Annotated in this window: 24 protein-coding genes and 1 pseudogene; 8 read left to right on the top strand and 17 right to left on the bottom strand. The window is 72.3% G+C overall.

Translation table 11 applies throughout. From position 1 onward, the window contains the following. Window positions 1-45 precede the first annotated feature (45 nt). The 3 genes from ACWD5F_RS23250 to ACWD5F_RS23240 all read left to right on the top strand — a co-directional run bounded on the left by ACWD5F_RS23250 (window position 46) and on the right by ACWD5F_RS23240 (window position 3,457). The gene (locus ACWD5F_RS23250; RefSeq protein WP_451256907.1) at window positions 46-636 is read left to right on the top strand and encodes a TetR/AcrR family transcriptional regulator; all 591 of its coding nucleotides are present in this window, start codon (window positions 46-48) and stop codon (window positions 634-636) included. Next, window positions 633-2,162 (top strand): MFS transporter, encoded by a 1,530-nt coding sequence (locus tag ACWD5F_RS23245; protein ID WP_451256905.1) that lies wholly within the window; start codon window positions 633-635, stop codon window positions 2,160-2,162. Before ACWD5F_RS23250 ends, ACWD5F_RS23245 begins: the two co-directional genes overlap by 4 nt. 65 nt (window positions 2,163-2,227) lie before the next feature. Further along, on the top strand, window positions 2,228-3,457 hold the full coding sequence (locus ACWD5F_RS23240; protein ID WP_451256903.1) for a serine hydrolase domain-containing protein: 1,230 nt from the start codon (window positions 2,228-2,230) through the stop codon (window positions 3,455-3,457). A 43-nt stretch (window positions 3,458-3,500) separates the two neighbouring features. Here the strand turns inward: ACWD5F_RS23240 and ACWD5F_RS23235 are convergent, their stop codons facing one another. The 4 genes from ACWD5F_RS23235 to ribA all read right to left on the bottom strand — a co-directional run bounded on the left by ACWD5F_RS23235 (window position 3,501) and on the right by ribA (window position 7,579). Then, window positions 3,501-4,655, bottom strand: coding sequence for a saccharopine dehydrogenase family protein (locus ACWD5F_RS23235; RefSeq protein WP_451256901.1), 1,155 nt, complete (start codon window positions 4,653-4,655; stop codon window positions 3,501-3,503). Further along, complete coding sequence (locus ACWD5F_RS23230; protein ID WP_451256899.1) at window positions 4,648-5,709, bottom strand: saccharopine dehydrogenase; 1,062 nt, start codon at window positions 5,707-5,709, stop codon at window positions 4,648-4,650. The genes ACWD5F_RS23235 and ACWD5F_RS23230 overlap by 8 nt, the downstream gene beginning before the upstream one ends. Further along, window positions 5,706-6,851, bottom strand: a complete 1,146-nt coding sequence (locus ACWD5F_RS23225; protein ID WP_451256897.1) for an NAD(P)/FAD-dependent oxidoreductase — start codon at window positions 6,849-6,851, stop codon at window positions 5,706-5,708. The genes ACWD5F_RS23230 and ACWD5F_RS23225 overlap by 4 nt, the downstream gene beginning before the upstream one ends. Before the next feature lie 68 nt (window positions 6,852-6,919). Then, window positions 6,920-7,579 carry a GTP cyclohydrolase II gene (ribA, locus tag ACWD5F_RS23220; protein ID WP_401712666.1) on the bottom strand — a complete coding sequence of 220 codons (660 nt, stop codon included), beginning with the start codon at window positions 7,577-7,579 and terminating at the stop codon, window positions 6,920-6,922. A 39-nt stretch (window positions 7,580-7,618) separates the two neighbouring features. Between ribA and ACWD5F_RS23215 the strand changes: the two genes are divergently transcribed. After that, the gene (locus tag ACWD5F_RS23215; RefSeq protein WP_401712669.1) at window positions 7,619-8,383 is read left to right on the top strand and encodes a creatininase family protein; all 765 of its coding nucleotides are present in this window, start codon (window positions 7,619-7,621) and stop codon (window positions 8,381-8,383) included. A gap of 143 nt (window positions 8,384-8,526) precedes the next feature. Here the strand turns inward: ACWD5F_RS23215 and ACWD5F_RS23210 are convergent. From ACWD5F_RS23210 to ACWD5F_RS23190, 5 genes and pseudogenes are all read right to left on the bottom strand, one after another. Next, window positions 8,527-9,636, bottom strand: a pseudogene (locus ACWD5F_RS23210) (lysylphosphatidylglycerol synthase transmembrane domain-containing protein); the annotation flags it as partial. Further along, a complete protein-coding gene (locus tag ACWD5F_RS23205) occupies window positions 9,633-10,730 on the bottom strand; it encodes a class I SAM-dependent methyltransferase (RefSeq protein WP_451256894.1) in 1,098 nt (365 codons plus the stop codon). The gene ACWD5F_RS23205 and the pseudogene ACWD5F_RS23210, both read right to left, overlap by 4 nt. Then, window positions 10,727-11,902 (bottom strand): glycosyltransferase family 4 protein, encoded by a 1,176-nt coding sequence (locus ACWD5F_RS23200; RefSeq protein ID WP_451256892.1) that lies wholly within the window; start codon window positions 11,900-11,902, stop codon window positions 10,727-10,729. The genes ACWD5F_RS23205 and ACWD5F_RS23200 overlap by 4 nt, the downstream gene beginning before the upstream one ends. A 5-nt stretch (window positions 11,903-11,907) precedes the next feature. Further along, window positions 11,908-12,306 (bottom strand): 6-pyruvoyl trahydropterin synthase family protein, encoded by a 399-nt coding sequence (locus ACWD5F_RS23195; protein WP_451256890.1) that lies wholly within the window; start codon window positions 12,304-12,306, stop codon window positions 11,908-11,910. 116 nt (window positions 12,307-12,422) lie between these two features. Beyond that, on the bottom strand, window positions 12,423-13,394 hold the full coding sequence (locus tag ACWD5F_RS23190; RefSeq protein WP_451256888.1) for a zinc-dependent alcohol dehydrogenase: 972 nt from the start codon (window positions 13,392-13,394) through the stop codon (window positions 12,423-12,425). Window positions 13,395-13,501: 107 nt separating this feature from the next. Here ACWD5F_RS23190 and ACWD5F_RS23185 point away from each other — a divergent pair, with 107 nt between their 5' ends. Beyond that, window positions 13,502-14,308, top strand: coding sequence for a CDP-alcohol phosphatidyltransferase family protein (locus ACWD5F_RS23185; RefSeq protein WP_451256886.1), 807 nt, complete (start codon window positions 13,502-13,504; stop codon window positions 14,306-14,308). A gap of 284 nt (window positions 14,309-14,592) precedes the next feature. On the opposite strand, the gene ACWD5F_RS23180 is transcribed toward ACWD5F_RS23185, so the two are convergent. From ACWD5F_RS23180 to ACWD5F_RS23160, 5 genes are read right to left on the bottom strand one after another with little or no spacing between them, the layout of a single operon-like run. Further along, on the bottom strand, window positions 14,593-15,030 hold the full coding sequence (locus ACWD5F_RS23180; RefSeq protein WP_451256884.1) for a GNAT family N-acetyltransferase: 438 nt from the start codon (window positions 15,028-15,030) through the stop codon (window positions 14,593-14,595). A gap of 36 nt (window positions 15,031-15,066) precedes the next feature. Beyond that, window positions 15,067-16,308 (bottom strand): MDR family MFS transporter, encoded by a 1,242-nt coding sequence (locus tag ACWD5F_RS23175; RefSeq protein WP_451256882.1) that lies wholly within the window; start codon window positions 16,306-16,308, stop codon window positions 15,067-15,069. After that, window positions 16,305-18,077, bottom strand: coding sequence for an ABC transporter permease subunit (locus ACWD5F_RS23170; protein WP_451256880.1), 1,773 nt, complete (start codon window positions 18,075-18,077; stop codon window positions 16,305-16,307). The genes ACWD5F_RS23175 and ACWD5F_RS23170 overlap by 4 nt, the downstream gene beginning before the upstream one ends. Before the next feature lie 3 nt (window positions 18,078-18,080). Next, window positions 18,081-19,571 carry an ABC transporter substrate-binding protein gene (locus ACWD5F_RS23165; protein ID WP_451256879.1) on the bottom strand — a complete coding sequence of 497 codons (1,491 nt, stop codon included), beginning with the start codon at window positions 19,569-19,571 and terminating at the stop codon, window positions 18,081-18,083. 7 nt (window positions 19,572-19,578) lie between these two features. Beyond that, window positions 19,579-20,115: a GNAT family N-acetyltransferase gene (locus ACWD5F_RS23160; protein ID WP_451256877.1), complete on the bottom strand. Its 537-nt coding sequence runs from the start codon at window positions 20,113-20,115 to the stop codon at window positions 19,579-19,581. A 114-nt stretch (window positions 20,116-20,229) separates the two neighbouring features. Between ACWD5F_RS23160 and ACWD5F_RS23155 the strand changes: the two genes are divergently transcribed. Both ACWD5F_RS23155 and ACWD5F_RS23150 read left to right on the top strand, forming a co-directional pair. Beyond that, window positions 20,230-21,177 (top strand): ATP-binding protein, encoded by a 948-nt coding sequence (locus tag ACWD5F_RS23155; protein WP_451256875.1) that lies wholly within the window; start codon window positions 20,230-20,232, stop codon window positions 21,175-21,177. 52 nt (window positions 21,178-21,229) lie between these two features. Next, the gene (locus ACWD5F_RS23150; protein ID WP_451256873.1) at window positions 21,230-21,622 is read left to right on the top strand and encodes an SCO5389 family protein; all 393 of its coding nucleotides are present in this window, start codon (window positions 21,230-21,232) and stop codon (window positions 21,620-21,622) included. On the opposite strand, the gene ACWD5F_RS23145 is transcribed toward ACWD5F_RS23150, so the two are convergent. Then, on the bottom strand, window positions 21,609-22,448 hold the full coding sequence (locus tag ACWD5F_RS23145) for an SDR family NAD(P)-dependent oxidoreductase (RefSeq protein WP_451256871.1): 840 nt from the start codon (window positions 22,446-22,448) through the stop codon (window positions 21,609-21,611). The two genes, ACWD5F_RS23150 and ACWD5F_RS23145, sit on opposite strands and share 14 nt — an antisense overlap. A gap of 77 nt (window positions 22,449-22,525) precedes the next feature. Between ACWD5F_RS23145 and ACWD5F_RS23140 the strand changes: the two genes are divergently transcribed. Beyond that, window positions 22,526-22,945 carry a winged helix-turn-helix transcriptional regulator gene (locus ACWD5F_RS23140; protein ID WP_451256869.1) on the top strand — a complete coding sequence of 140 codons (420 nt, stop codon included), beginning with the start codon at window positions 22,526-22,528 and terminating at the stop codon, window positions 22,943-22,945. A gap of 34 nt (window positions 22,946-22,979) precedes the next feature. Here the strand turns inward: ACWD5F_RS23140 and ACWD5F_RS23135 are convergent, their stop codons facing one another. Both ACWD5F_RS23135 and ACWD5F_RS23130 read right to left on the bottom strand, forming a co-directional pair. Next, on the bottom strand, window positions 22,980-24,842 hold the full coding sequence (locus ACWD5F_RS23135) for a discoidin domain-containing protein (RefSeq protein ID WP_451256867.1): 1,863 nt from the start codon (window positions 24,840-24,842) through the stop codon (window positions 22,980-22,982). Between the two features lie 204 nt (window positions 24,843-25,046). Further along, complete coding sequence (locus ACWD5F_RS23130) at window positions 25,047-26,405, bottom strand: GH1 family beta-glucosidase (RefSeq protein WP_401712708.1); 1,359 nt, start codon at window positions 26,403-26,405, stop codon at window positions 25,047-25,049. Window positions 26,406-26,412: the final 7 nt, after the last annotated feature.

Genomic DNA, 26,412 nt, shown 5'->3' with positions numbered 1-26,412 from the left:
ATCGCCGAGTAGACAGTGTCTACGGCACCCTGGTAGACAGTGTCTATGTCATCGGGAGATGTGGACGAAGCGGAGACCGGGCTGCGGGCCCGGCTGGTCGATGTCGGTATGGAGCTGGCCGCTCAGGAGGGGGTGCAGGCGTTGACCCTGCGCGAGATCGCCCGCCGGGCCGGCGTCTCGCACGGGGCACCCCGCCGCTACTTCCCGACCCACCTGGAGCTGCTCTCCGCCATCGCGCGCCGCGGCTTCGCCGACCTGGCCGAGCGGGCGTCGGCGGCGGTCGGGGACGGATCGGGGTCCGCGCGTGAGCAGTTGGCGGCGCTGGCGGGGGCGTATCTGGAGTTCGCGCAGGACAGCCGTGGCATGTACGAGTTGATGTTCCGTCACGATCTTCTGGAGAGCGGTCACTTGGGGCTGCGGGACACCAGCCTGCCGCTCTTCGGCCGGCTGGTGGAGCTGGTCGGCGCCGCCCGTCCCGACGCGGACGCCCGGCTGGTAGCGGGCGCGCTCTGGGCGAACCTGCACGGCGTCGCCCAGCTGTGGAACTGGGGCAGCCTCCAACTCGCCACCGGCGCGCAGGACTTCGCGCCCTTGCTGCGCGCGGTGCTGGACGCCCACCTCGGCAGCGGCGAGTGAAGCCGCGCCGCTCGCTGACGCTGGCGAGCAGCGTGGCCGGGGCCGCCGTCGTGGCCCTGGACGGCACGGTTCTCGGCGTGGCGCGACCGACCCTCCAGCGCGATCTGCACGCCTCCTTCGCCGAGGTCCAGTGGACCAGCACGGCGTATCTCATCGCGGTGGCGAGCCTGTTGGTGTTCTCGGGGCGGCTCGGCGACCGGTACGGGCATCGACGCACCTTCGCCCTGGGCATGCTGGGCTTCGGAGTGACGTCCGCCGCCATCGGACTCGCGCCCGGCGTCGGCTGGGTGATCGGACTGCGCGCCGTCCAGGGCGTGTTCGGGGCACTGTTGCAACCGGCCACGCTCGGCATCCTCCGGACCGCGTACCCGCTTGACGAGTTGCGGATGCCGATCGCGATCCGGACGAGCGCGATCGGGCTCGCGGCGGCGGCCGGTCCGGTACTGGGCGGGGCACTGGTGGCCGGCCCCGGCTGGCGAGCCGCGTTCTACCTCAACGTCGTACCGACGCTCGCCTTCGGCACGCTCGCGCTCACCGCGCGCACCGGCGCCGGGCGGACTCGCCCCACCCTCACCCCGCACACCGATGCCGGGCAGACGCGCCCCGCCCTCATCGACGTACCCACCGACACGGCGCAGCCGCACCCCTCGCATCCGGACGCACCCGGCTCCCACCCCTCCGGTCTCGACCCGACCGACCCCCGCCCCTCCCCCAAGACCCCCCTCGACCTCCCCGGCGCCCTCCTCCTGGCCCTCGCCCTCGCCGCCCTGGTCCAAGCCCTCGTCGCGCTGGCGGACGGTGGCCCGAGCGCCATGACCACGGCCGGACTCGCGATGGCCGTGGCCGTAGCCGCCGGTGCCGTCTTCCTGCGCCACGAGCGGCGCGCGGCAAGCCCGTTGATACCGACGGACGTCGTCCGCGCGCCCGGTATCCGTCCCGCCCTCGGCGTCCTGGTGGCCGCGTCCGCCGCGCTGAACGGCACGGTGTTCGTGGCCGCCTACCTGTTGCAGGACGACCTCGGGCTCACCGCGTTCCGCACGGCTCTGCTCAGTCTGCCGCTCGCCGGGGCGATGATCCTCGCGGCGCCCGGCTGCGCGCTGCTGCTGCGCCGGGTGGGCACCCGGCGTACGACCGTGGCGGCGACGGTCGTGCTCGCCGCCGGGATCCTGCTGCTCTCGCGGGCGTCCGGCACCCTCGCGATCTGCACGGCGTTCGCGCTCCTGGGCGCCGGGTTCGGCACGGTGATGGTGGCGATCACGCATGTCGTGGTCCGGCAGGCCCCCGCGGAGTCGGCCGGTGTGGCGGGCGGGCTCAAGCAGACCGCGATGAACATCGGGCCAACGCTGGGGGTGGCCGTCGCGACCACGCTGACCGGGCTCGGCGGGGGCCTCGGGCCCGCTCTGCTGATGCTCACGGGCGTGGCTGGGGCGGGTGCGATGGTGAGCTGTGCGTTGCCGAAAGGTTTCGTCTTTGCGATCAATCCCGGTCAACCTGGGGACCGGGCCCCTGTTCCTGCGCGACCATGAGGCCTGAGGGCGTTCCGGCGGGGTATGCGGGACCGCGCCTCGACGAACGTATTCGGAGGAGAGCGATGGCACAGCTGCGACAAGAGGTCGACCCGGGCGAGGCAGGACTGGACGCGAAGGCGCTGGACCGCCTCGACCAGTACCTCGCCCACTACGTCGACGAGGGCCGGCTGCCGGGCTACCTGGTGTCCGTGGCCCGTGGCGGACGCATCGCCCACCTCACCACCCACGGCAGGCGCGACATCGCGGCCGGACTGCCGGTCGAGGCCGACACGTTGTGGCGGATCTACTCCATGACCAAGCCGGTCACCGCGGTCGCCGCGCTGATGCTGGTGGAGGAGGGCAAGCTGTCGCTCGACGACCCGGTCGCCCGTCACCTCCCCGTCTTCGCCGACGTCGAGGTGTACGACAGCGGGTCCGGGGACGACATGAAGACCCGTCCGCCGGCCCAACCCATGCTGATCCGGCACCTGTTGACCCACACCTCGGGCCTGACCTTCGCCTTCTACAACTCGCATCCGGTCGACGCCCTGTACCGCGAGGCGGGTCTCGAGTCGTCGGTGCCGTCGGGCGCCGACCTGCCGCGGACCATGGAGGTGTACGCGAGCCTGCCGTTGCAGTTCGAGCCGGGCACACAGTGGAACTACTCGGTCGCCAGCAATGTCATGGGCCGGGTCATCGAGGTGGTGTCCGGGCAGCCGCTGGACGCGTTCTTCGCGGAGCGGATCTTCGGCCCCCTCGGCATGACCGACGCCGGGTTCTGCGTCAGCGACCAACAGGCGCCCAGGCTCTCGGAGTTGTACGGCGAGACCGACCGAGGCGGGATCGAGCCGATCGCGGGTCTGCCGCTGCACGGCCGGCCCCGCTTCCTGTCCGGCAGCGGCGGCATGGTCGCCTCGGCGCACGACGTGCACCGCTTCATGGAGTTGCTGCGCCGCCGCGGCGAACTCGACGGAGTGCGTCTGCTCGCCCCCGAGACGGTGGACCTGATGACAAGGAACCACCTCCCCGGCGGCGCCGACCTGCGCGCCTTCGGCAGCCACCCGGCCCACGACGAACCGGGCAACGACGGCATCGGCTTCGGCTTCGGCGTCTCGGTGGTGATCGACCCGGACCGCACCCTGGCACCCCTCGGGCTCGGCACCTACGGCTGGAGCGGGGCGGCGACCACGACGTTCTGGGTCGACCCGGACCGCGACCTCACCGTGCAGTTCTACACGCAGGTACGGCCGAAGACCTCGCACACGATGATCCTCGACCTGAAGAAGTTCGTGCACGAGGCCGTCACCGGCTGAGCAGGGGCCCGCCACTCGGCCGACCCCGCATTCGTCCGCTCGGCTACTCGTCGACGCGGCGGGTGAAGTCCACTCCCTCACCAGCCAGTTCGCCCAGCCACTGGTCCGACCGGGCCGCCGTCTCGGCGGCGCGGTTCAGGCCGGCCGGCAGGGTGCCGTCGAGGATGTGCCGCACCCCGAGGGCCAGCGGCCGGGAGACGCAGCGGGCCATGGCGCTCTCCTCCGCGTCACCCACCAGATCGAGGACGTAACTGCCCGACCAGGTACGCCCCTCCGCACCGCGCACATCGAGCGACACGGCGAGGACGACCCGGTCGCGGTCCGCGTCCGTGGTCGGGTGGCGGGCCGCCAACTCCCGTGCCAGAGCGGCGATCCGCTCGTCGTCCCCACCCTTGAGCTCCTCGAAGACCTCGGCCCAGGCGGTCAGCCACCCCTCCAGGCGCAGCGTCCCGCGCACGAAGGACCGCGCCTCCCAGGCCGTCGGCAGCCCGTACTGCTCGACGAAGGGCACGCTGTCCCGGTTGGGGTAGACCTCGAACTCCTCCCCGTCGAGCAGGTGCCGCCGGGTGACCTCCCAGGGCCGCTCGGCGACGGTCTCGATCCCGCCCTCGATGTAACGGGCAGGCGAGCGCAGCGCGTTGAGCACCCCGGCGGGCGCCCAGCTGAAGCGGTACCTGAAGTCGTTCGGCACGGCGGGGATCCCGCCGCAGTACGAGGTGAAGGCGTACGAGGCCGTCGTACTCCCGCCGATCGCCTCCCTGGCGCGGGCGACCAGGCTGTGGGCGAAGAGGTGGTCGATGCCCGGGTCGAGCCCGGCCTCGGTGAGGACGACCAGGCCGGCCTTCGCGGCCTCGGGGACCTGTTCGAGGACGGCGTCGGAGACATAGCTGGAGCAGGCGAAGTGGGCCTGGGCTCCCACGCAGGCGACGAGGATGCCCGCGTGCTCCGGTGCGGGCAGCATCGACACGACGGTGTCGCCGGGGGCCAGTTCGGCGGTGAGCGTGGGGAGCGTGTAGGCGCGGGGTTCGGCGCGGCCGGTGAGGCCCAGCCGGTCGAGTGCCTCGGCGGCCCGCTCCTCGGTGCGGTGCCACAGGAAGACCCGCTCGGCCGTGTCGCAGAGGCGGGCGAGACCGCTGCCCGTGGACAGGCCCGCACCGACCCAGTGCACGGTGCCACTTGCCGGAACCCGGTCAGACATGACGGAACTCCCCTTCCTGAATGCCCAGTTCACGGCCCGCCTGGTGGAAGCGGTCCAACGCGCGACCCCACGGTCCGCCCGCGCCGAACTCCAGGAGGTGCGGCAGCAGGGCCGCGGAGAAGTCGGTGCTGGACTCCAGCGGCAGCAGGGACGGCAGGTTGTCGATGGCGATGAGGTCCAGCGGAGGGTCCTCTCGCAGGCGGCGGACCGGGTCCGTCCACTCGGTGGTGCGGTCGTAGACCGGCAGCACGTTCAGGGGCGAGCCGACGTCGACAGTGACATCGCACAGGGTGCGCAGGCGGCGGCCGGGGTCGTCGAGGTCCGTCTCGCGCAGGAAGGGCGGGACGGGAGTGGTGGCGAGGACCGCGTTCACCATCACGTCATGGGCGAGCAGGGCAGGGCGGTCCAGGTCGCGGGTCTCGGCCAGGTCCCAGGCGGTGGGCTCGACACCGGCGGTGGAGAAGGCGACGCGCGCGCCCCGGCCGCTGCGGCCCAGGGCGCCGACCACCAGCGCGGTGAACTCCGCGTCCCCGGTGACAGGTCGCAGGGTCTCGTCCAACTCCGCCTTGGACGTGGGCGTCAGGGGTGCCTTGAGCCGGCCCCGGTGCTGGAGCACGGCGAGGGCGGCACCCAGGTAGCCGGCCCAGAAGCCGAAAGCGGCGAGGCGTCGGCCGTCCTCGTCGACGAGGTACTCCAGGTCGAAGAGGCTGCCGCCGCCGGCGGCGAAGCGCCGCAACAGGGCCTCGGCGCCCGGCTGTCGCTTGTACGCGTGGCCGAAGGAGATGTGCCGGTGGGTCAACTCGGCGGGTTCGTCCGGGAGTTCCTTGAGGCCGATGACGACAGCGTCCGCCGGCGCGGAGATCCACGATCCGGTGGGCGCGATCCGGCAGCCGGCCGCCTCGTACTCCTCGATCGGGAAGATCCGCTGCGGTGACTCCTCCACGGTCAGCGTCGCTCCGGCGTCGAGCAGCCGGCGGGCGTCGGCCGGCACGATCGGCGTGCGTCGTTCGGTGCCGCGGTCCTCGTGGCGCAGCCACAGGTGGAGTTCGGTCATACGAGGTTGGCCTCCGGGCGCGGGGCGTCGGCCGCGAACCGGCCGGCGCTCAGGGGACGGACGTCCACGAAGGGTACGCGGCCGAGGTACAGGTCGCGGACGACCTCGCCGACGGCGGGTCCCTGGAGGAAGCCGTGGCCGGAGAACCCGGTCGCGTAGAGGAAGCGGGAGACCGAAGTCGCCTCGCCGATCAGGGCGTTGTGGTCCGGGGTGATCTCGTACAGACCCGCCCAGCCGCCGGTGCGGCGCAGGTCGAGCAGGGCGGGTGCCCGGCGCTCCATGGCCGCGTAGAGGGCGGGGATCCAGCGGTCGTGGGTGTCGGTGGCGAAGCCGGGGCGTTCGTCCGGGTCGGACATGCCGAGCAGCAGGCCGGGTCCTTCGGTGTGGAAGTAGAGGCTGCTGGTGAAGTCGATGGTCATGGGGAGGTCCGGCGGCAGGTCCGGGACCGGTTCCGTGACGGCGATCTGGCGGCGCAGGGGCTGTACGGGCAGGTCGACGCCGACCATCGCGCCCACGGCCCGGGACCAGGGTCCCGCCGTGCAGATCACGGTGTCGGTGGCGATCCGGCCGAGGGTGGTCGAGACGGCGGTGATGCGGTCGCCGTGCAGTTCGACGCCGGTGACCTCGGTGTGCCGCAGGATGCGGGCGCCGTGGGCGCGGGCGGCGGAGGCGTAGCCCTGGACGACGGCCTCGGGGGTGCAGTGGCCGTCGTCCGGCGAGAACGCGGCGGCGAGCAGGCCGTCGGTGGCGATCAGCGGGGAGAGCCGCTGGGCCTCCTTCGGGGTGATCATGCGGCTGGGCACCCCGAGGGAGTTCTGCAGCCGCACGCCCGCCTCGAAGGAGGCGACCTCCTCCGGCGTCGACAGGAGGAACAGGTAGCCGACCCGGTGCAGATCGATGTCGTGCCCGGTGTCCGCCTCGAACCGCCCGAACGCATCCAGACTGCGCGCGCCCAGCTGGATGTTGAGCTCGTCCGAGAACTGCGCCCGCACCCCGCCGGCGGCCTTCGAGGTGGACCCGGAGGCGAGTTCGTCGCGTTCGACGAGGACGACGTCGCGCACACCGGCGGCGGCGAGGTGGTAGGCGACGCTCGCGCCCATCACTCCGCCGCCGATCACGACGGCACTGGCCTGTGTCTTCACGGGCGAGCCTCCAGAGGGTCGTCGGGGTCGGTCACCCCTTCTTCCTGTCCGGGCCCCCGCGCCGGTATTCAGGACAGGTGGGCCACCGCGTCCAGGTGGGGCAGGATGTGGTCCAGCCGCTCCCGCTTGGTGCGCAGGTAGGTGATGTTGCTCTCGCACGGCGGGATCAGCAGCGGGACCGTCTCGGCCACGTCGATGCCGTGTGCGAGCAACGACTCGCGCTTGCGCGGGTTGTTGGAGAGCAGGCGGACGGAGTTCACGCCCAGATCGTGCAGGATGTCGGCGGCGACGCCGTAGTCACGGGCGTCCACCGGCAGTCCGAGCGCGAGGTTCGCCTCGACCGTGTCCAGGCCCTCGGCCTGGAGTGCCATCGCGCGCAACTTGCCGAGCAGGCCTATCCCGCGGCCCTCGTGGCCCCTCAGGTAGACGACGATGCCGCTGCCCGCGGCGACCACGGCACGCAGCGCGGAGGCGAGTTGGTCGCCGCACTCGCAGTGCTGGGAGCCGAAGGCGTCGCCGGTGAGGCACTCGGAGTGCAGCCGCACGAGAACGCGCTCGGCACCTATCTCGCCGTGTACCAGGGCCACTTGCTCGTCACCGCGGTCGTGATCCATGTAACCGATCGCGCGAAATTGCCCGTACACGGTGGGCAGCGGCGCATTCACGATACGTTCCACGCCCGTGCGCTGCGGTGACTTCTTGCCGAGTACGCCGACTTTATCTGTCATGATTCTGATTCCTAAACAGAGACGAAAGGCCGTGAAGAAATGAGTGGTTCGGGCGCGCATGCGGCGGCATACGGTCTGGTGCCGACGGACACTACGGATGACGTACGGACCAGGGCGGCGGGTGTCTCAACGCAGGTGGCCGTCCTTCCCGTGGGCAGCTTCGAGCAGCACGGCCCCTACCTTCCGCTGGCGACCGACACGTTGGTCGCCTGTGCCGTGGCCCGGGAGATCGCCGCGGCGTACCCGGTGCACCTCCTTCCTCCGGTGACGGTCGCCTGCTCGCACGAGCACGCGGCCTGGCCCGGGACCGTCAGCATCTCCTCGACCACCCTGCACGCGGTGGTGAGCGACATCGCGGCCTCGCTCCGCCGCTCCGGTGTCGACGCCCTGGTGGTGGTCAACGGGCACGGCGGGAACTACGTACTGGGCAACGTCGTCCAGGAATCCTCCGCCCGCGGCGAGCGGATGGCGCTCTTCCCGGCCGTGGAGGACTGGGACGAGGCGCTGCGGCGGGCGGGCGTGGCCACCTCGCCGCTGACCGACATGCATGCGGGAGAAATCGAGACCTCCATCCTTCTGCACACTCACCCCGAATTCCTTCGGCCCGGTTACGAGACCTCCGATTTCGTCGCCGACGACCGACGTCATCTGCTCACCCTCGGTATGTCCGGCTATACCGATTCGGGTGTCATCGGACGACCCTCGCTGGGTTCCCCGGAAAAGGGGAAGGAACTCCTCGCGAGCCTCACGGATTCCTTCGGCGCGTATTTCTCGCTGCTCACCTCGGCGGACGGGCGCGGGTAGTCGGCGGCGGGGTCCGGGACCGTGGGGGGTGTCCCGGAACCCGCGCGCAGGCCGGTGTACCAGCGCGCGACGAGCACGGCGAGGCCCGGCAGAGCGGCTACGAAGCTGAGGACGCCGTAGATGACGGAGACGGCGAGCCCGGTGCTCGCGCCGAGGCCCGCGGCGCCGAACGCCCAGGCGGTGGCGCCCTCTCGGGGGCCGAAGCCGCCGACGTTCAGCGGGAGGCCCATGACGACCAGCGCGAGCACGGCGATCGGCAGCAGTGCGGCGACGGAGGCGTCGGAGCCGGCGACCCGGGCGGCGAGCACGAACATCGCGATGTGGCCGGCCAGGACGAGGACGGAGGAGACGACGACGCCCGGCGCGTTGCGGCGGGACAGCAGTGCCTCGCGGGCCTCGGCGAGCGTGGCGCGCACGGCCCGGCCGCGGCGGGAGGGAGCGGCGGAGGACGTCCGGTTCATCCGGAGGGCGAGGACGACGGCGAGCGCGCCGACCACCGCCAGCGCGACCAGCGGCACGAAGTGCCGGGTCTCGGCGAGCACCGGGGACGGCATGGTCAGCAGGACCACTCCGCCGATCACCGTCAACGCGACCTGTCCCGCGGCCCGTTCGAGGACGACCGAGCGGACCCCGCGACCCATGTCGCCGGCGCTCTGCCCGTGCCGCACCGCGCGGTGCACATCACCGAGGACACCGCCGGGCAGGGCCGCGTTCAGGAACAGGGAGCGGTAGTAGTCCGCGACGGCCGCGCCGAGCGGGAGCGTAATCCGCAGTCCGCGGGCCACGAGCGCCCAGCGCCAGGCACTGAGCACGGTCGTGGCCACGCCGATCGCGAGTGCCAGGAGCAGCGTCGGCCCGTCGATCCGCCGCAGCCCGTCCAGGAACACCCCGGTGCCCAGCTTCCACAGCAGGGCGGCGAGGATGGCGACCCCGGCGACGGTCCCGAAGTGGGTCCGCACGGCCCGGGAGTTGACCCGCGCGAGCGCCCGCCGCCACCAGGCCGGCCGCGCTGTCGCGTCGGTCCGGGCGGCGGTGACGATGACGCCGATACGGTCCTTGGAGACGGCGGCACCGGCGGGCGGGCCAGCCACGAGCCGGGGCCGGTCGGCGAGCGCCACGGCCCCGACGTGCTCGACCGGCGCCTCGACGCGCGCGCGGGCGATCTCGCCGCCCGGCGCGCTCTTGCCGATCCGTCGCTTGCGCTCGACCGGCTCGCGCCGGACCACGTGCGCCCGTACCGTCTCCACGCTCATGCCGCGCTCCCGGTCGGCCGGGACAGCGCCAGGAGGTCGCTGTGGTGGACCACCGCGTGCAGCTCACCGGCCTCGCAGGCGGCCAGGCGGTCCTGAAGATACCGTTCTGCACGAGCGGCGAGATCGGGGCGCTGTTCGACGGCCGCACCGACCCAGCCGCGCAGCCACTGGGCCGTCAGCTGGGACTCCGCGGGACCCAGGCGCCAGGCGCTGGGGTGCAGGCGTACCGTCGCGCCGCGTTCGGAGAACGCCTCGCAGGCCACCGTCACCGAGTCCGGGCCGAGCAGTCCGTCCCGGCGCTGGTGGGCGTTGAACGCCTCGGCGATCTCCGCGTCCATCGGGTGCGACGGGGTGAGTTCGACGCGCCCCGCGACCGAGAGCGTGAGCAGGGCCGGGCAGCCGGCGCCGGTGCAGGCTTCGGCGAGGGTCTCGATCTCCTCGCGGGTGAGGACGTCCAGGAGTGCCGAGGCCGTCACCAGGGAGGCACCGCGCAGGGCGTCCGGGGTGAGCCGGGCGACGTCGCCGCGGCGGGTCTCGACGGTGACCCGGCTGCCGTCGGCGGCCGACCTCGGGGAGGCGACGGCCGCGAAGTGCAGCAGGTAGGGATCGCGGTCGTGCAGGATCCAGTGCTGGGCGCCGTCCAGCCGTGGCGCGAGCCAGCGGCCCATGGAGCCGGTGCCGCAGCCGAGGTCGTGGATGACCAGGCCTGCCTTGCCCGGCAGGTTGGCGAGCCGGATGCGCAGCGGGTCGAGCAGGTCGTGGGCCCGCGCGTCGGCGTCCGCCGGCTCGCGCAGCTCCAGCCACTCGGGGGCGTAGCGCGCCGGATCCTCGGGCCCGGTCTCCCGCAGCCGTACGGTGGCGCGCTCGCCGGGGCGGGCGCTGGGCCCGGCGCCGGGGATCACGGCGCCCGGCTCCTGGGGTCCGGTCACCGCGTCGCTCACGTTCACCGGAACGGCCTGCGCCTCCTCCGTCACCACAGCGTTCATGTCCTGCATTCCGACACCCCGCTCCTGCCGCGCCGACCCTGCGATACGAGCCTGTCGGGGTCCGGGCTGGGCCGGAATCCTCCCGCTCGCCTGTGCCGTCCTGTTCATGCGGCCCTCCTGGGTTCGCTGGGGAGCCGGCCCAGTACTCCGGCGAGAGAACGGGCGGTGGTCGCCCAGCCGTCCAGTGCGGCCCGCCGGCCCCGGGCAGCGGCCTTCAGCCGGCGTCGTACGTCGGCCTCGCCGAACCAGCCGCGCAGTTCGACGGCGAGTGCGGCGGGGTCCTCCGGCGGGACGAGGATGCCGGGCACCCCGCCGTCGGGGGCGCGGCCGACCGCCTCGGGCAGTCCGCCGACGTCGGTGGCGAGCACCGGGATGCCGCGCGCGAGTGCTTCGGTGACCGCCATGCCGTAGGTCTCCGCGTAGGAGGTGAGGACCATGAGGTCGGCGGCGGCGTAGGTCGCGTCGAGTTCGGCGCCGACCTGCGGTCCCGCGAGGTGGATCCGGTCCTGGAGGCCGTGCTCGGCGATCAGGTTCCGCAGCCGGGCGACGTACTCGGGGTCCTGCGCGAGCCCGCCGACGCAGACGCAGCTCCAGGGCAGGTCGGCCGCCGCGGCCAGTGCCTCGACCAGTCGGTGCTGCCCCTTGCGCGGGGTGACCGAGGCGACGCACAGCAGCCGCGAGACGCCGTCGGTGCCGGAGGCTATGGGCGCGATGTCGGCGCCGGGGGCGGCGACATGGACGCGCTCGGGGGCCAGGCCGTGGTGGGAGACCAGGCGGCGCACCGCCCAGTCGCTGGTGGCGATCACCGCGGGGACGGCCCGCAGGACGTCCCGTTCCTGGGCGTCCAGTTCGGCGGCGACCGCCGGGTCGAGCCCGCGTTCGTCGCCGAGCGGGAGGTGCACGAGGACGGCGAGCTGGAGCCGCTCCGTCTCCGGGATGACGACCTCGGGGACGCCGCAGGCGACCAGGCCGTCCAGCAGGACGATCGAGTCGTCGGGCAGTTCCCGCAGCGTGCGGGCGAGTTCGGCCCGGGCGCCGGCGTCGGGCCGGGGCCAGCCGCCGTCCACGGCGTGCTTGTGGACCTGCCAGCCGAAGCCGGCCAGGTCCAGACTCACGCGCCGGTCATAGGCGTTGCCGCCGCTCGGCACGGCCGGGTCGTCGACCCCGCCCGGCATCACGAAGTGCACGGAGCGCAAGGACATGGGCAGGATCTCTACGTTCTTCCTCGGGGCGGAGTGCTGCAGGGGCACGTAGCCGAGCCGTGCGCGGTCCACGGTCATGTCGGTCACAGGGCACGCTCGTAACTCGCCCACGCGATGTGGGACTCGTGCAGTGCGACGGCGATCGCGGCGATGCCCCGGGCGCCCTCGCCCAGCGCGCCCTTCTCGATCCGGTCGGCGATCCGGTCGGCGATGACCTTGGCCAGGAACTCCGTCGAGGTGTTGATCCCGGCGAACTCGGGCTCGTTGTCGAGGTTTCTGTAGTTCAGCTCGCTGACGACGGCGCCAAGCTCCTGCGTGGCCAGGCCGATGTCGACGACGATGTTGTCGTCGTCCAGCTGCTCGCGCCGGAATGTGGCGTCCACCAGGAACGTCGCTCCGTGCAGGCGCTGTGCGGGTCCGAAGACCTCACCGCGGAAGCTGTGGGCGATCATGATGTGATCGCGGACGGTGACACTGAACAACGGACGACCCTCCAGGTGCGGCGCGTCTGGCCCCCGGGCCGTTGGCTGCCCGGGGATACCGTCTACTACGGCTCTTCGGTTCCCCCCGTTCAGCCCACTCTCACTCTTTTCTCAGGTCAGGGGTACCGGATCCGGTGACAGAGGGCCGGAATGACTCCCTCTGCCAGCTTCGGCAGCACCTCCGGCAGCTCCTCGAACGCGCTTTCCCCTGTGATGAGCGCGTCGAGCGCCGGGTCGGCGAGCAGGTCGAGGGCGAGGGCGAGTCGGTCGGCGTAGCTGCGGCTCGCGCGGGCCGGGGAGACGGTGCCGACCTGGCTGGCGCGGATGGTCAGCCGACGGGAGTGGAAGGCCTCGCCGAGCGGGAGGCTCACCCTCCGGTCGCCGTACCAGCTCAGTTCCACGACGGTGCCTTCGGCGGCCAGCAGTTCCAGTGAGCGGGCCAGGCCCTGTTCGGTGGCGCTGGCGTGCACGACGAGGTCGCGGTCGCCGAGCGCGTCGGCGGGCAGCGCGAAGTCGACGCCGAGGGCCTTCGCGGTCGTGGCGCGTGCCGGGTCGGCGTCGACCAGCTGCACGCGTACGCCCGGAAACCTGGCGAGCAGGGCGGCCACCGAGCAGCCGACCATGCCGCCGCCGACCACGGAGATCCGGTCGCCGATCATCGGACCCGCGTCCCAGAGGGCGTTGACGGCGGTCTCGACGGTGCCGGCGAGAATGGCGCGTTCGGGGGGCACGGTCTCCGGTACGACGGTGACGGCGGTGGCAGGGACGACGTACCGCGTCTGGTGGGGATACAGACAGAACACCGTGCGCCCCACGAGTTCCTCGGGCCCCTCCTCCACCACACCCACGTTCAAGTAGCCGTACTTCACGGGGGCGGGGAAGTCGCCCTCCTGGAAGGGGGCCCGCATCACCGCGTGCTGGCTCTCGGGGACGCCCCCGCGGAAGACCAGGGTCTCCGTGCCGCGACTGACTCCGGAGTAGAGAGAGCGCACCACGACGTCCCCTACCGCGGGTACGGGCAGGTCGACGTCCCGCAGCTCTCCTTGACCCGGACGGGTGAGCCAGAACGCGCGGCCGATCCGGTTCATCCGGCCTCCTCCTGAACGATCGGGAAGTGGTGCACGTACCGAGGTGTGCACAGGCCGCGCACAGTACGCGGCGTTGATCCACTTGTCACTTGGCCGGAGGGTATGCGGTGGCCCTGAACAACACTTACGACGCAAGGCTGGTCCAGCAGGAGACCGCTGTGGGAGCGGGTCTGCAGATCCTGTTGCTGGTGTTGCTCGGTACGGCGATCGGCATGGGGCCGGCGGGCTGGCTGACCGGCCTCGTCTTCGCCGTCGCCACCTGGGCGGTGCTCTCACGGGCACTGCATCGAAGCCGGCCGCGGTCCTTCGGCCCGGCCAACCGCGTGACGCTCGGCCGGGCGACCCTGGTGGGCGGTGTGACCGCCCTGGTCGCGGACTCCTTCGAGAGCTCGCCGCCGGTCACGCTCTTCGTCGGCCTCACGGCCGTCGCGCTGATCCTCGACGGTGTGGACGGCAAGGTCGCCCGCGCCACGGGCACCTCGACCCCGCTGGGCGCGCGCTTCGACATGGAGGTCGACGCGTTCCTGATCCTGGTGCTCAGCATCTACGTCTCCATGAGCCTGGGCCCCTGGGTCATGCTGATCGGCGCCATGCGCTACGCCTTCGTGGCCGCGGCCCGCGTCTGGCCCTGGCTGAACGCCCCGCTCCCCCCGAGCACGGCCCGCAAGACGGTCGCCGCCCTCCAGGGCGTCTTCCTCCTGGTCGCGGCCTCGGGCTACCTCCCGTACACCCCGACCTTCGGCGTCGCCGCCCTCGCCCTGGCCCTGCTGACCTGGTCCTTCGGCCGTGACGTCATCTGGCTCCACCGGACCTCCCGGGTCCAGGACGGCGAGGTAGAGGAGATGCTGGAACTGGCGGCGGAGCGCGAGCCGGAGCGGGAGCGGGAGCGGGAGCGGGAGACGGTCAGCTCCTGATCGACGCGGGACGTCGGCCGGAGACATGACATCCGACCGGAAGCCGGCCGTCCACCCGAGACGCTCAGGCTCAGCGAGCGCCCCGAGCACGGCCGACCTCGGCGGGGCACGACCGGGACACGGGCCGAATCGGCGCCGACCGACGGCGGGCCCGACCGGCCGGACCGGAGACACCCCGGCCGGAGACACACTGTCCCGACCGACGGTGGGCCCGACCGGAGCCGCCGGACCGGCCGGAGGTACGTCGGCCGCCGGACGGCGACAGCGACACCCCTGATCCACCCTCACCCGTCGAGCGGCAACCGATACACCGTCGACTCCCTGACCCGGAACCCGAGCCGCTCGTAGAGCCGGTTCGCGGCCTCCCGGTCGGGTCGTGAGGTGAGATCGACGGTACGGGCTCCGGCCTCCCGGGCGACCTCCAGAGCCCTCCGCGTCAACAGCCCGGCGACTCCGTGGCCCCGCGCCGCTCCGTCCACGACGACGTCCTCGATACGGGCCCGCAGGCCGGAAGGCACGGGGAACATGACGAGGGTCAGCGTGCCGACGATCTCCCCGTCGGCCCGGGCGACGAGCACGGTGTTGGCGTCGCAGGCCAGGATGCGGGCGACGGCGTCGGCATCGAGGACCTTGGCCGACCGCGACAGCTGCGGCAGCAACCGCCCGAAGGCGTCGACGAGTTCCTGGTCGGCTTTGCGGGCGATCTCCACCTCGATGTCCATGGGGTGGACCTTATCGACGCGACCCGCACCCCGAACTCATGCGCCGCTCCCCTGTCTCCGCGGCAGCACCCCGATCGCCGCGACCGGTATCACTGCCAGCACCACCCACGGCATCGCCGGTGGCAGCCCCGCATCGAGGAGCAGGCCCGTGGCCGAGCTCCCGGCCAGCACGATGAGGCCGGACACGGAGGACAACGCCCCTGTGTAGAGGCCGAGTCGGCCGTCCTGCGCGAGGTCGGGGACCCAGGCCCTGGCGGCCGGTGCGATGAGCATCTGGCCGAGGGTGAGCAGGACGACGAAGCCGGCTGCGGGGAGCAGGGCCGTCGTGCCGGTCGCGTCGGCGGGGCGGACCGCGGCCACGAGGGCGAAGCCGGTTGAGATGAGGGCGAGTCCCGCCGTCATGGACCGGCGCAGGGTGAGGCGCGCCGATGCCCAGCCGGTGACGGGGAGTTGGGCCGTCACCACGAGCAGGGAGGACAGCGCGAACAGCCAGGCCAGCGGCGCCTGCGAACCCACCGCGCGTTCCACCTCGGCGGGCAGGGCGAGGTAGAGCTGGTTGTAGGCGAGGAGATAGGCGCCGTAGGCACAACACAGCGCCAGGAAGCGGCGGTTGCGAAGGAGCAGGGGCAGGCCGCCCTTCAACCGGGTCCGCGCGTGGCCGGGGATGTGCTGCGGCAGCAGCCACGCATGCCCGGCGAGGACGAGGACGAAGATCCCGGCGCCCGCGAGGCACACGGCCCGGAAGTCCACCGCGAGCAACAGCGCGCCCAGCAACGGCCCGACAAAGGCCCCCGCCTGTCCGGCGACCGTGAACAACGCCAGGACCCGCGTACGTGAACCACCACTCGCCTGCTCCAACAGCACCGCCTGCCGGGCGACTTCGGACTCCACGGCCGGCGAGAACAGCGCCGCGGCGAAGCCGATCAGCAGCACCGCACCCACGACCGACCAGGTCTCCCCGGCGTACCCGAGCCACCCGAACCCGGCGATCCGCAGCACACACCCTCCGAGCACCACGGGCCGTATCCCGTACCGGTCCGCCAGCGCCCCGCCCACCACGAACAGCCCCTGCTGGCTGAAGGTCCGCAGCCCGAGCACGAACCCGACCAGCCAGCCCGCCATCCCCATCGCCCGCCCCAGATGCTCGGACAGGAAGGGCAGCACGGCGAAGAAGCCGATGTTGAAAGCGAGTTGGGTGAGGATCAGGAGTCGAAGCAGGGGCGTGAGCCGGGCGCCGCCGCTCCTCGCCTTCCATAGTCCGACCGAGGACACGGTCACTCCGCGCCCACCAACTCCCTTGCCCGCGCGGGCTGTTCGGTGACGGCAAGAACCGCTTTACGCCGTCGCGGCCACCGCACTCCCCCGGCCGTGCTCACCGCCAGCGCGCCGAGCAGGGCGAGTGCGGCGGCCGGTGCGAGGACGGCCCAGGGGGCGCGTTCGGCGTAGGGCTGGTTCTCGGCGAGGAGGAGGCCCCACTCCGGGTCGGGCGGCTGGGCGCCGAGGCCGAGGAAGGCGAGCGAGGCGAGCGCGAGGGCGATGCCCGGCAGGCGCAGCAGGGCGTGCCGGGTGACGGACGGCAGGACGGCGGGCAGCAGTTCGTGCCGGAGCAGATACCGGCGGTCCGCGCCGAGGCCGCGGGTCGCGGTGATGTGCAGCGCGGCCCGTTCCTGCCGCAGCAGCGCCGAGGTGTGCGTGGCGAGCGGCGCCCAGGCGACGACCCCGACGGCGAGCGCGGGCGTGCCGGCACCGCCGCCCGCGACGGCGGTGACGAGGAGCGCGCCGAGGACCGGCGGCACGGCGTTGACGGTGTCGACGAGCGGCCCGGACAGTCGGGGCACGAGCCCGAGCAGTACGCCGGTGAGCAGGGCGACGGCGCCGATCGCGAGGGCGAGGAGCAGGGTGTCGAGGGCGCCGTGGGCGACCCGCGCGAGCACGTCCCGGCCGAGCGCGTCCGTGCCGAACGGGTGGGACCAGGACGGGGGTTGGAGGCGCCGGCTCGTGTCGAGGGCGAGCGGGTCGCGGGGCAGGCCGAGCGCGACGACGCCGAGCAGGACACCGGCGTAGAGGAAGGGCTGGACGGTTCGGGCGGGTGGGGTCGGGCGGTGCAGGGAGGGGAGGGTGCCGTCGCGCAGGGCGGGGCCGATCAGGAGGCGGGCGGCGAGCCTCGCGGCTGCGGTGGAGGCGGCGGCGAGCAGGAGGAGGAGCAGGGTGCCGGCCTGGAGGACGGGCAGGTCCTGGGCGAGGGCGGCCTGGAGGGTGGTGCGGCCGAGGCCGGGGATGTCGAAGATCTGCTCGACGGCGACGGAGCCGCCGGTGATGCCGACCACGAACAGGCCCGTGTTGGGCAGGAGTCCGGGCAGACAGCGGCGTACGGCCTGCCGTGCGATGCGCCGGTTCGGCAGTCCGCGCGCGGCGGCGGCCAGTGCCCACGGTTCGGCGAAGGCGCTGGGCAGCAGGTCGTCGAGGAGTCGTCCGAGCACGGCCCCGGCGGGCAGGCCGAGGGCGAGCGCGGGCAGCACTGTCCACTGGGGTCCGTACCAGCCGAGCGCGGGGAGCCAGCCCAACTGCACGCCGACGACGGTCGCGAGGACCGACGCGGTGAGGAACTCGGGCAGCGCGGCGAGGACGGCGGAGCCGCCGCCGGCCGAACGCCCGCTGCGGCCCTGCCGGTTGAGGGTGGGCGCGCAGACCAGCCCGGCCGTGACGGCCGCGACGGCGAGTGCGACCGCCATCAGCAGCAGGGACGCACCGAGCGCCTGGAGGACGGCGGGCCCGACCTCGGTCCCGGAGATCCAGGACCGGCCCGCGTCCCCGCGCCACAGCCCGCCGACCCACCGCCCGAGAAGTGCCAACGGGCCGTCGGCGAGACCGAGTTGAGCCCGGATGTCGGCCAGCACCTCGGGCGTGGAATCGCGGTCGGCCGAGCGCGCCTTGAGCACGGTGAGCGCGGGGTCGGTGCGCGCGAGCCAGGGCAGCAGACCGATGCCGCACACCAGGGCGGCCGCGAGACCGGCGCGCCACAGCAGCGCGATCACTCGGTGCCGCATCCGTCAGCGCCGGGTGCCGGTGCCGACGAGGGTGCGCTCGTACGGGTCGAGCAGCGCGCCGCGGACCGAGGTGCCGACGCCGGTGATGATCCGCTGGTGGACCAGGGGGACGACGGCGTCGGTGCCGAGGATCGCGGCCTCGGCGGCCATCGCCGCGTCCTGCCGCTTCGCGGTGTCGGCGGCTCCCTCGGCCTCGGCAACCGCCCGGTCGACGTCCTTGTCGCACAGCAACGCCAGGTTGTAACCGCCGTCGCAGGTGAAGTCACTGGCCAGGACGGCGACCGGGTCACCGGTGTCGACCAGGGTGTTGCGGGCGAGCACGAAGGCGTCGAACTTCCCGTCCAGCGCGTCGCTCTCCAGCCGTGAGTACTCGCGCACCTCCAGCTCGACCCGGAAGCCGGCCTTCTCCAGCTGCTGCTTCAACACCTGGGCGACTTCCGGGAGTTCGGGCCGGTTGTCGTACGTGGCGAGGGTGATCCTCGCGCCCTTGGGGGACGTGGCGTCGACCCGCCCCGCCGGCCGCTTCCGCTTGCCCTCGGCCCAGGTGACGGCGGGGCCGTAGATGCCGGCTCCGGCGTCCGCGTGTCCTTCGTAGACGCCGTCGGCGAGCGCGCCGGTGTCGACGGACTCGCGCGCGGCGGCCCGTAGTTGCGGGTCCTTGAAGGGGCCCGAGTCGCTGTTGAGGAGCAGGCTGGTGGTGCGGGTGGTGGCCGTCTCCTTGCGGGTCGCCCGGTCGAGGCCGGCGGCCTGCGCGACGGGGATCGACTCGGCGAGGTCGGCCTGTCCGGTGCGCAGGGCGGCGGCGCGGGCGGTGCCGTCGGCGATGAACTTCACATCCACGCCCGCGGCTTGGGCCCGCCCGCCCCAGTAGTCGTCGAAGCGGTCGAGGCTCGCGGCGGTGGCACCGGTGACGTCGGTGAGTTCGAAGGGGCCGGTGGCGGTGCCGGCCGGATCGACGGCGCCGGTCTTGCCGTAGGCCTTCGTCGACAGGACGGCGAGGCTGGGGCTGGACATGCGCAGGGGCAGTACGGGGTCCGGCTCCTCCGTGGTGATCCGTACGCCGGTGTCGCCGTCGGCCTCGGCCTCGAGGGTGACGCCGGAGAGGGCCGCGGGTGCGGGCTTCGCCTCGGTGGCGTGGGTGAGGGAGGCGGCGACGGCGGCCGGGGTGACCTCCGTGCCGTCCTGGAAGGTGGCCTCGCGCAGGGTGAACAGCCACCTGCGGTCGTCCTCGCGGCGCCAGGAGGCGGCGAGCGCGGGGGCCGCGGCGCCGTTGGCGTCCAGGGCGGTCAGGCTCTCGGTGACGCCGAGGCGGCTGAGGATGGTGGCGTCGGCGCCGTACGGGGAGAGGTTCTCGGCGGGCGGGAAGGCGAGGGCGACCCGCAGCCGCGAGCCCTCCTTCGCGTCGCCGGCCGGGTCGCCCGCGCCGCCGGAGGCGAAGCAGCCGGTCAGGGCCGGGGCGAGGAGAAGTGCGAGCAGAAGTCGAAAGCGGTGCACGGTGCGTCTACCGACCCATCGGTATCTCGAAGTGGATGATCCCCTGGCCGCCGCCCGGTTCCGCGCGCTCGTCGAGCACGATCTTGCCGAGCGATCGCCAGAAGGGCTCGGCGCCCGGCACCGCCGGATCCGTGTGCAGATACACGGCGCGGTAGTGGCCGTCTGCGGTGGCGAACGCGAGCAGTTCGTCGACCAGGCGCCGGGCGAGACCGCGTCGGCGGTGGTCGGGACGGACGTAGATCCGGCGCAGTTGGGCGGTCTCGCCGGAGGGGTAGCGCTCGGCGAGGCCGCGCGGGTTCGGCGGGTGGGCCGGGCCGCGGGAGTCGAGGGCGCCGGTGGCGACGACGGCGCCGTCGGCCGGGTCGAGCGCGACCAGGAGGGTGTGGCGGGCGGGCGCGAGGTAGGCGGCGGCCGGGTCGATGATGTCGCCGTGCCAGCGCGGCACATAACCGGTGCCGAAATCGCGGTAGACGGTGTCGAGCATCACGGCTCGCGCACCGTCGAGGTCGTCCGGGCGCGCCGCCCTGATGCAGTAGTCAAGCACTTGCACATCATATGCATTAGCCCCCTGAACCTTGATCACGTCGATTTGACAGCCTCGCGGCCACCCCCTAAAACCTACCCACATGACATTCATTTTCAAAAACGCGGTCCGGTAGTGCGGGTCGCCTTCGTCGGGAAGGGCGGCAGCGGCAAGACGACCCTGTCGGCCCTCTTCGCCCGCCACCTGGCCCGCTCCGGCGCGCCCGTGCTCGCCATCGACGGCGACATCAACCAGCACCTCGCCGCGGCGCTGGCCCCTGACACCGAACCGGTCATCGCCCCTCCCCTGGGCGCCCACCTGGGCGAGCTGAAGGAGTTCCTGCGCGGGACCAATCCCCGCATCGCCTCCCGCGAGGCCATGATCAAGACGACCCCGCCGGGGCGCGGCTCACGCCTGCTCCGTCTGCTCGGCGACGACGAGGTGCACGGCCGGCATGTGGTCCGAGCGGGTGAGGTACCGCTGATGGCCACGGGCGAGTTCGAGGAGAGCGACCTCGGGGTGGCCTGCTACCACTCCAAACTCGGCGCGGTGGAGCTGTACTTGAACCATCTGGTCGACGGCCCCGGCGAGTACGTCGTCGTCGACATGACGGCGGGCGCGGACGCCTTCGCGTCGGGCCTGTTCACCCGCTTCGACCTCACCTTCCTGGTGGCCGAACCCACCCGCAAGGGCGTCTCCGTCTACCGCCAGTACCGCGACCACGCCCGGGAGTTCGGCGTCCGGATCGCGGTCGTCGGCAACAAGGTGACGGGCGAGGACGACCTGCTCTTCCTCAAGGAGGAGGTGGGCGACGACCTCCTGACCCACCTGGTCCAGTCCCCCTGGGTACGCGCCGCCGAACAGGGCCGCACCCAGGGCGAGTTGGAGCCGTCCAACCGCCACGCCCTGAACGTCCTGCGCGAGGCCGTCGACGCCCGCCCCAAGGACTGGCCGACCCTGCACCGCCACGCCGTCGACTTCCACCTGCGCAACGCCCGCGCCTGGGCGGACCGGGCGACGGGCCTGGACCTCGCCTCCCAGGTGGACCCGGACTTCGTACCGGGCCCGCCGGCGCTGGCCTAACCCGCCACCGCTCCTACCCACTCACCAACTACCGGACAGGACACCCCCTTTCATGTCTCTCGACGTCTCCCCGAAGCTCCTCGCCGAAGCCGAGAACGGTGACATCCGCGAGGCGGACTTCGTGGACACGGTCCGCACGTCCCTCCCCTACGCCTACGACCTGATCGCGTCCCTCGCCGGTGAACTGCGCGACGGCACGGCCGAGTTCACCGACAACCAGACGCCTCCCCCGTCGGAGAAGGAACGCGGCCAACTCCTGCGCGCCCTCGCCAGCGACGCGATCCGCGGCAGCCTCGAACGTCACTTCGGGGTCGCCCTGGCCTTCCAGAACTGCCATCGGGTGGCGGCGTTCCGGCCGGAGTCGTTGGACGGGGAGTCGTACGCGAAGTTCACGTCGGTGCGCTCGCAGGTCCTGAACCAGTCACCGGAGTTCAGGGACTGCTGACCCTGCCGAGCAACTCCTCGGTGTAGGCCGCCAGGCGCTTCGCCGCCTGCGGGTCGAGGGTCCGCAGCGACTTGTCCACCGGCCGACCGCGGTCGTTCGCGGTGAGCGCGTCGGTCGGTGGGGCGTCGATCCAGGACACGATCGGGCGGATGGCGTCCTCGACCGGACGGGCGAAGAAGCGCGCCAGGGATTTGATCACGGCGCGGGTCACCGGGTTCGGGTTGGAATCGGCGCCGCTTCGCGTGAAACCGGGGTGGTAGAGGACGTACCGCGCCTTGCTTCCGGACCGGTCGGCGAAGGCCACCCCCAGCAGGTCGTTCGCCCGGCCGGCCTGGAGCTGGGCACGGATCTGGCCGTAGCGGCGGGTGAGTTGGGGGTCCTCCCAGACGATGCCGCCCGCGGTGGCGCCGACGCCCGCGACGTTGATGATCAACGGCTGTGCGGCGGCGTCGAGTTGGGGGCGCAGCAGGTTTCCCAGGAGGTGGCGACTCAGGTAGTACAGGGCGAAGGTGTGCTCGAGACCGTCGGGCGTCTCGCGCCGTTTCGGGCTCAGGCGGTTGGCGAACAGCGCCAGCGCGTCGACGGTGTCGTGCCGCTCCTGGATGCGGGCGGCGACGCGTTCGACCTCGGCGATCGAGGACAGGTCCGCCTGGAGGAAGCGCAGCCGGGGGCTGTTCGCCTCGGCCAGCAGCCGGTCCCCCTTCGCCCGGCTGCTGCCGATGACCGTGACGTCGTCGCCCCTGCTCAGTCTGGCCAGCGCGGTCGCACGGCCCATGCCGTCGGTTCCGCCGCTGATGATCACGGTCTTCGGTGATTGGCCCGGCACGGATGCCCTCCTTGGGGTCGAATGGCGGTGGTCCCATCGTGGGTCCGTGCCAACGGCCGCCGAAAGAAGGCAGTTTGATGTCCGGTACGCACATCGGTGTTCCCTCGGTGCTCGCGCACGAGCTGCCCCGCCCGGTGCCGCTCGACGAGGTGGCGCGCTGCCCGGTCGGTGATGTCTTCCGACGTCTGGGCGACCGGTGGAGCCTGCTGCTCCTGTCCTTGCTGGGCACACGCCCGCACCGCTACAACGAGCTGCACCGCTCCGTCGAGGGCATCAGTCAGCGCATGCTGACCCGCACCCTGCGCAGCCTGGAGAGCGACGGTCTGGTCCGGCGGCAGGTGCATCCGACCGTGCCGCCGAGCGTGGAGTACAGCCTGACCCCGCTCGGCGGCACGCTGTTGGAACCGTTGTCGGCACTGGCGGACTGGGCGGTGCTGCACGCCGACGAGATGGACGAGGCCAGGGCGCGGCACACAGACCAGCAGTGCAGCAACTAGCAGTGCATGGAGCTGCAGTTCACCTGCCGGTGGGCTACCGCTTCTGCTCCACCCGCACCCAGTCCACCTCCGCCTGCACTCCCCCGGCCGCGACCTTGTCCACGCTGGACTGCGGCAGGCCCCAGTAGGGGGTCGTCACCTGGTTCCAACCCGCCGGATACGCGCCACCAAGGGCCAGGTTGAGGATGACGTACTGGTTGTGGTCGAAGACCCACTGCCCGCGCGTCGACTCCAGCTTGTTGCGGGTCGTCTCCTGGACGAGGACGTCATCGACGTAGAAGCGCATCCCGGTGGGCGTCCACTCCACCGCGTACGTGTGCCACTGGTCGATCCTGCCGCCGTTCGGGTAGGTCTGGCGGGCGCCGATGTTGCCGTCGGCCGAGTAGCCGGGGCCGTGCAGGGCGGTGCTCGTCCAGTCCGGGTAGCCGATGTTCTCCATGATGTCGGTCTCGCCGGAGGCCGGCCAGGAGACCGAGGTGTCGTCGACGTTGCTGCCGAGCAGCCAGAAGGCGGGCCAGAAGCCGTCCCCGACCGGGAGTTTCATGCGGGCGCTGACCCGGCCGTAGGTGAAGTCGAACTTGGTGTTGGTGTCGATGCGCCCGGAGGTGAAGTCGTAGGTCCCGGCCGGTGTCTGGGTGCAGTCGTTGCAGTACTTGGACTTCAGCAGCAGGCTGCCGTTCTGCGTGACGATGTTGTTCGTGGAGTCGACGTACGCCTGGGACTCGCCGTTGACCGGGCCCATCTCGTAACCGGTCCTGACCACACGCCACTTGGAGCGGTCCAGGCTCGTCCCCGTGAAGTCGTCGAAGAACGTCGTCTGGTACGTGCCCGACTGCTCGCCGGGCAGCGCCGGGTAGGCCGCCGCCGCGCTGCCGCCCGTACCCCAGACCTGGAACTCGTAGAGGGAGTAGCCGAATTGGGCGGTGGCGGGGGCGGGGTTGTAGAAGCTGCGGCGCTCCTTGCCGAGCATGCGGACGTAGCGGCCGGTGGCCGGGGTGGAGAGGGTGACCGTGTCGTGGCGGCCCACGGCCTCCGACGGTGACTTGATGTCGGCTCGGCGGGCGGCCACGTCGGCGGCGGAGGGCTGGTAGACCGTGCGCCAGGTGCGGTTGTCGTCGGAGACCTGGAGCTGGTAGTCGACGGCATAGGCCGCCTCCCAGTAGAAGTCGACGGAGGAGATCGTCGAGGTGGCGCCCAGGTCCACCGAGACCCAGCGGTCGGCGTTCCAGTCGCTGGACCAACGGGTCGCGTCTTCCTTGAGGTTGGCGGGCCAGCCGCCGTCGGTGAGGAACGCCGGTGAGTTGCCGGAGTGTTGGTAGTAGTTGGAGTACGCGGGGTGGTTCAGGGCGAGGTTGCTGCGGGTCGTGGACGCGGGGGCCGGTTCGCCGCCGTAGACCCTGAACGAGTAGAGCGAGTAGCCGTAGGGCGTGGCGCGCTCCAGGCCGCGCATGCGGACGTAGCGGCCCGTCGCCTCCTGCGGGTACGTGTTCGCGGTGACCGAACCGCCGGTACCGGCCGTCTCCGTGTAGAAGGGGGTCCAGTCGGTGCCGTTCTTCGAGACCTCCAGGACGTAGCGCTTGCCGTAGGCGGCCTCCCAGTCCAGGGTGACGCGGTCGACCCGGATGGTGGCGCCGAGGTCGATGCGGATCCAGGCGTCGTCGGCGAAGTTGCTGGACCAGCGGGTGGCGCCGTTGCCGTCGAAGGCGAGTCCGGGGGCGGTGCCGGCGTTCTCGCTGCCGGAGGCGGTGACGGCGGCCGGGTTCGCGGTGTACGCGGTGCCGGCGCGGTCGGTGTCCCAGGTGGCCGCGGCGGCGTCCGGGGCGGGGGCGGCGAAGGCCGGGGTCGCGGACAGCAGGGCGACGGCGGCCAAGGCGGCCAACAAGGTGCGGGATCTCATGCGGCTCTCCTTTGAGCTGGGGATGAGACGGGGTCGGACGGGGGGCGAGGCGGGGATCTTGATGACGTGCTCATGACAGATTTAGGAGTCTGTGCATCCGTGAGGATCGAGCTTTCCGGCCACCCGATGGGGTCCGCCGAACCGAACCGGCACGGTGGCCGTGGGCTCCCGCACCCACGTCCACCGTGCCCGCCGCCGAGACCGTCAGGCCGCCCGCTGCGCCTGACTGCGGTGCGTCCGCACGAGGTCGGCGTACCGGTGTCCGGTGCCCTTGATCGTGCGTACCTGCGTCTGGTAGTCGACGTGGATCAGACCGAAGCGCTTCTCGTAGCCGTAGGCCCACTCGAAGTTGTCCAGCAGCGACCAGGCGAAGTAGCCCGCCAGCGGGGCGCCCTTGCGGGCGGCCGAGGCGCAGGCCGCCAGGTGCTGCTCCAGGTAGTCCTGGCGCTCGGGGTCGTCGACGGTGCCGTCGGGCCGTACGACGTCCGGGTAGGCGGAGCCGTTCTCGGTGACGTACAGCTTGCGGGCGCCGTACTCCTCGGTGAGCCGGAGCAGCAGGGTCTCGATGCCGCTCGCGTCCACCTCCCAGTCCATCCCCGTGCGCGGCACGCCGAGGCGGCGGACCGAGCGGACGCGGGGCGCCTGGCCGCGCGGGTCGTCGGCGACGGTGGCCGGGAAGTAGTAGTTCAGGCCGAGCCAGTCCAGCGGCGCGGCGATGGTCTCCAGGTCGCCCGGCTGCTCGGGGAGTTCGACGCCGTAGACCTCCTGCATGTCGGCCGGGAAGCCGCGGCCGTGGATCGGGTCCAGCCACCAGCGGTTGACGTGGCCGTCGTGCCGGCGGGCGGCCTGGATGTCCTCCTCGCGGTCGGTGGCCGGGTACACGGTGGAGAGGTTGTTGACGATGCCGATCTGGGCGTCCGGGGCGGCGGCGCGGATCGCCTGGACCGCGAGGCCGTGGCCCAGCAGCAGGTGGTACGAGGTGCGCACCGCGGCCGTCAGGTCCGTCCAGCCCGGCGCCATCTTGCCTTCCAGGTGGCCGATCCAGGACGAGCAGGAGGGCTCGTTCAGGGTCGCCCAGTGGGAGACGCGGTCGCCGAGGCGTTCGGCCACGACGGAGGCGTACGAGGCGAAGTGCTCGGCGGTCGCCCGCTCGGGCCAGCCGCCCCGGTCCTGGAGGGCCTGCGGAAGGTCCCAGTGGTAGAGGGTGACCGACGGGGTGATGCCCGCCTCCAGCAGGGCGTCCACCAACTGGTCGTAGAAAGCGAGGCCCTTGGCGTTGACCGGGCCGTCGCCGCCGGGCACCACGCGCGGCCAGGCGATCGACAACCGGTAGGCGTTGGTGCCCAGTTGGCGCATCAGGCCGATGTCCTCGCGCCAGCGGTGGTAGTGGTCGCAGGCCACGTCACCGTTGTCGTTGTTCGCGATCTTGCCGGGCGTGTGCGAGAAGGTGTCCCAGATCGACGGCGCGCGTCCGTCCTCGGCGACGGCTCCCTCGATCTGGTACGCCGCGGTGGCCGTGCCCCACAGGAAGTCGTGCGGGAGTGCGGCGAAGTCGATGGTCACAGAGGTC

It is taken from the genome of Streptomyces sp. NPDC002499, from assembly GCF_053595415.1.
Note: the sequence above shows the minus strand (reverse complement) of the source record. Positions and strands in the feature narration are given on the sequence as shown.

What these genes read in the sequence shown, in the direction of transcription:
- ACWD5F_RS23250 (WP_451256907.1), top strand. Translation starts at nt 46, where the DNA reads ATGTCATCGGGAGATGTGGACGAAGCGGAGACCGGGCTGCGGGCCCGG.
- ACWD5F_RS23240 (WP_451256903.1), top strand. Translation starts at nt 2,228, where the DNA reads ATGGCACAGCTGCGACAAGAGGTCGACCCGGGCGAGGCAGGACTGGAC.
- ACWD5F_RS23235 (WP_451256901.1), bottom strand. Translation starts at nt 4,655, where the DNA reads ATGTCTGACCGGGTTCCGGCAAGTGGCACCGTGCACTGGGTCGGTGCG.
- ACWD5F_RS23230 (WP_451256899.1), bottom strand. Translation starts at nt 5,709, where the DNA reads ATGACCGAACTCCACCTGTGGCTGCGCCACGAGGACCGCGGCACCGAA.
- ribA (WP_401712666.1), bottom strand. Translation starts at nt 7,579, where the DNA reads ATGACAGATAAAGTCGGCGTACTCGGCAAGAAGTCACCGCAGCGCACG.
- ACWD5F_RS23215 (WP_401712669.1), top strand. Translation starts at nt 7,619, where the DNA reads ATGAGTGGTTCGGGCGCGCATGCGGCGGCATACGGTCTGGTGCCGACG.
- ACWD5F_RS23205 (WP_451256894.1), bottom strand. Translation starts at nt 10,730, where the DNA reads ATGAACAGGACGGCACAGGCGAGCGGGAGGATTCCGGCCCAGCCCGGA.
- ACWD5F_RS23200 (WP_451256892.1), bottom strand. Translation starts at nt 11,902, where the DNA reads ATGACCGTGGACCGCGCACGGCTCGGCTACGTGCCCCTGCAGCACTCC.
- ACWD5F_RS23190 (WP_451256888.1), bottom strand. Translation starts at nt 13,394, where the DNA reads ATGAACCGGATCGGCCGCGCGTTCTGGCTCACCCGTCCGGGTCAAGGA.
- ACWD5F_RS23180 (WP_451256884.1), bottom strand. Translation starts at nt 15,030, where the DNA reads ATGGACATCGAGGTGGAGATCGCCCGCAAAGCCGACCAGGAACTCGTC.
- ACWD5F_RS23170 (WP_451256880.1), bottom strand. Translation starts at nt 18,077, where the DNA reads ATGCGGCACCGAGTGATCGCGCTGCTGTGGCGCGCCGGTCTCGCGGCC.
- ACWD5F_RS23150 (WP_451256873.1), top strand. Translation starts at nt 21,230, where the DNA reads ATGTCTCTCGACGTCTCCCCGAAGCTCCTCGCCGAAGCCGAGAACGGT.
- ACWD5F_RS23140 (WP_451256869.1), top strand. Translation starts at nt 22,526, where the DNA reads ATGTCCGGTACGCACATCGGTGTTCCCTCGGTGCTCGCGCACGAGCTG.
- ACWD5F_RS23135 (WP_451256867.1), bottom strand. Translation starts at nt 24,842, where the DNA reads ATGAGATCCCGCACCTTGTTGGCCGCCTTGGCCGCCGTCGCCCTGCTG.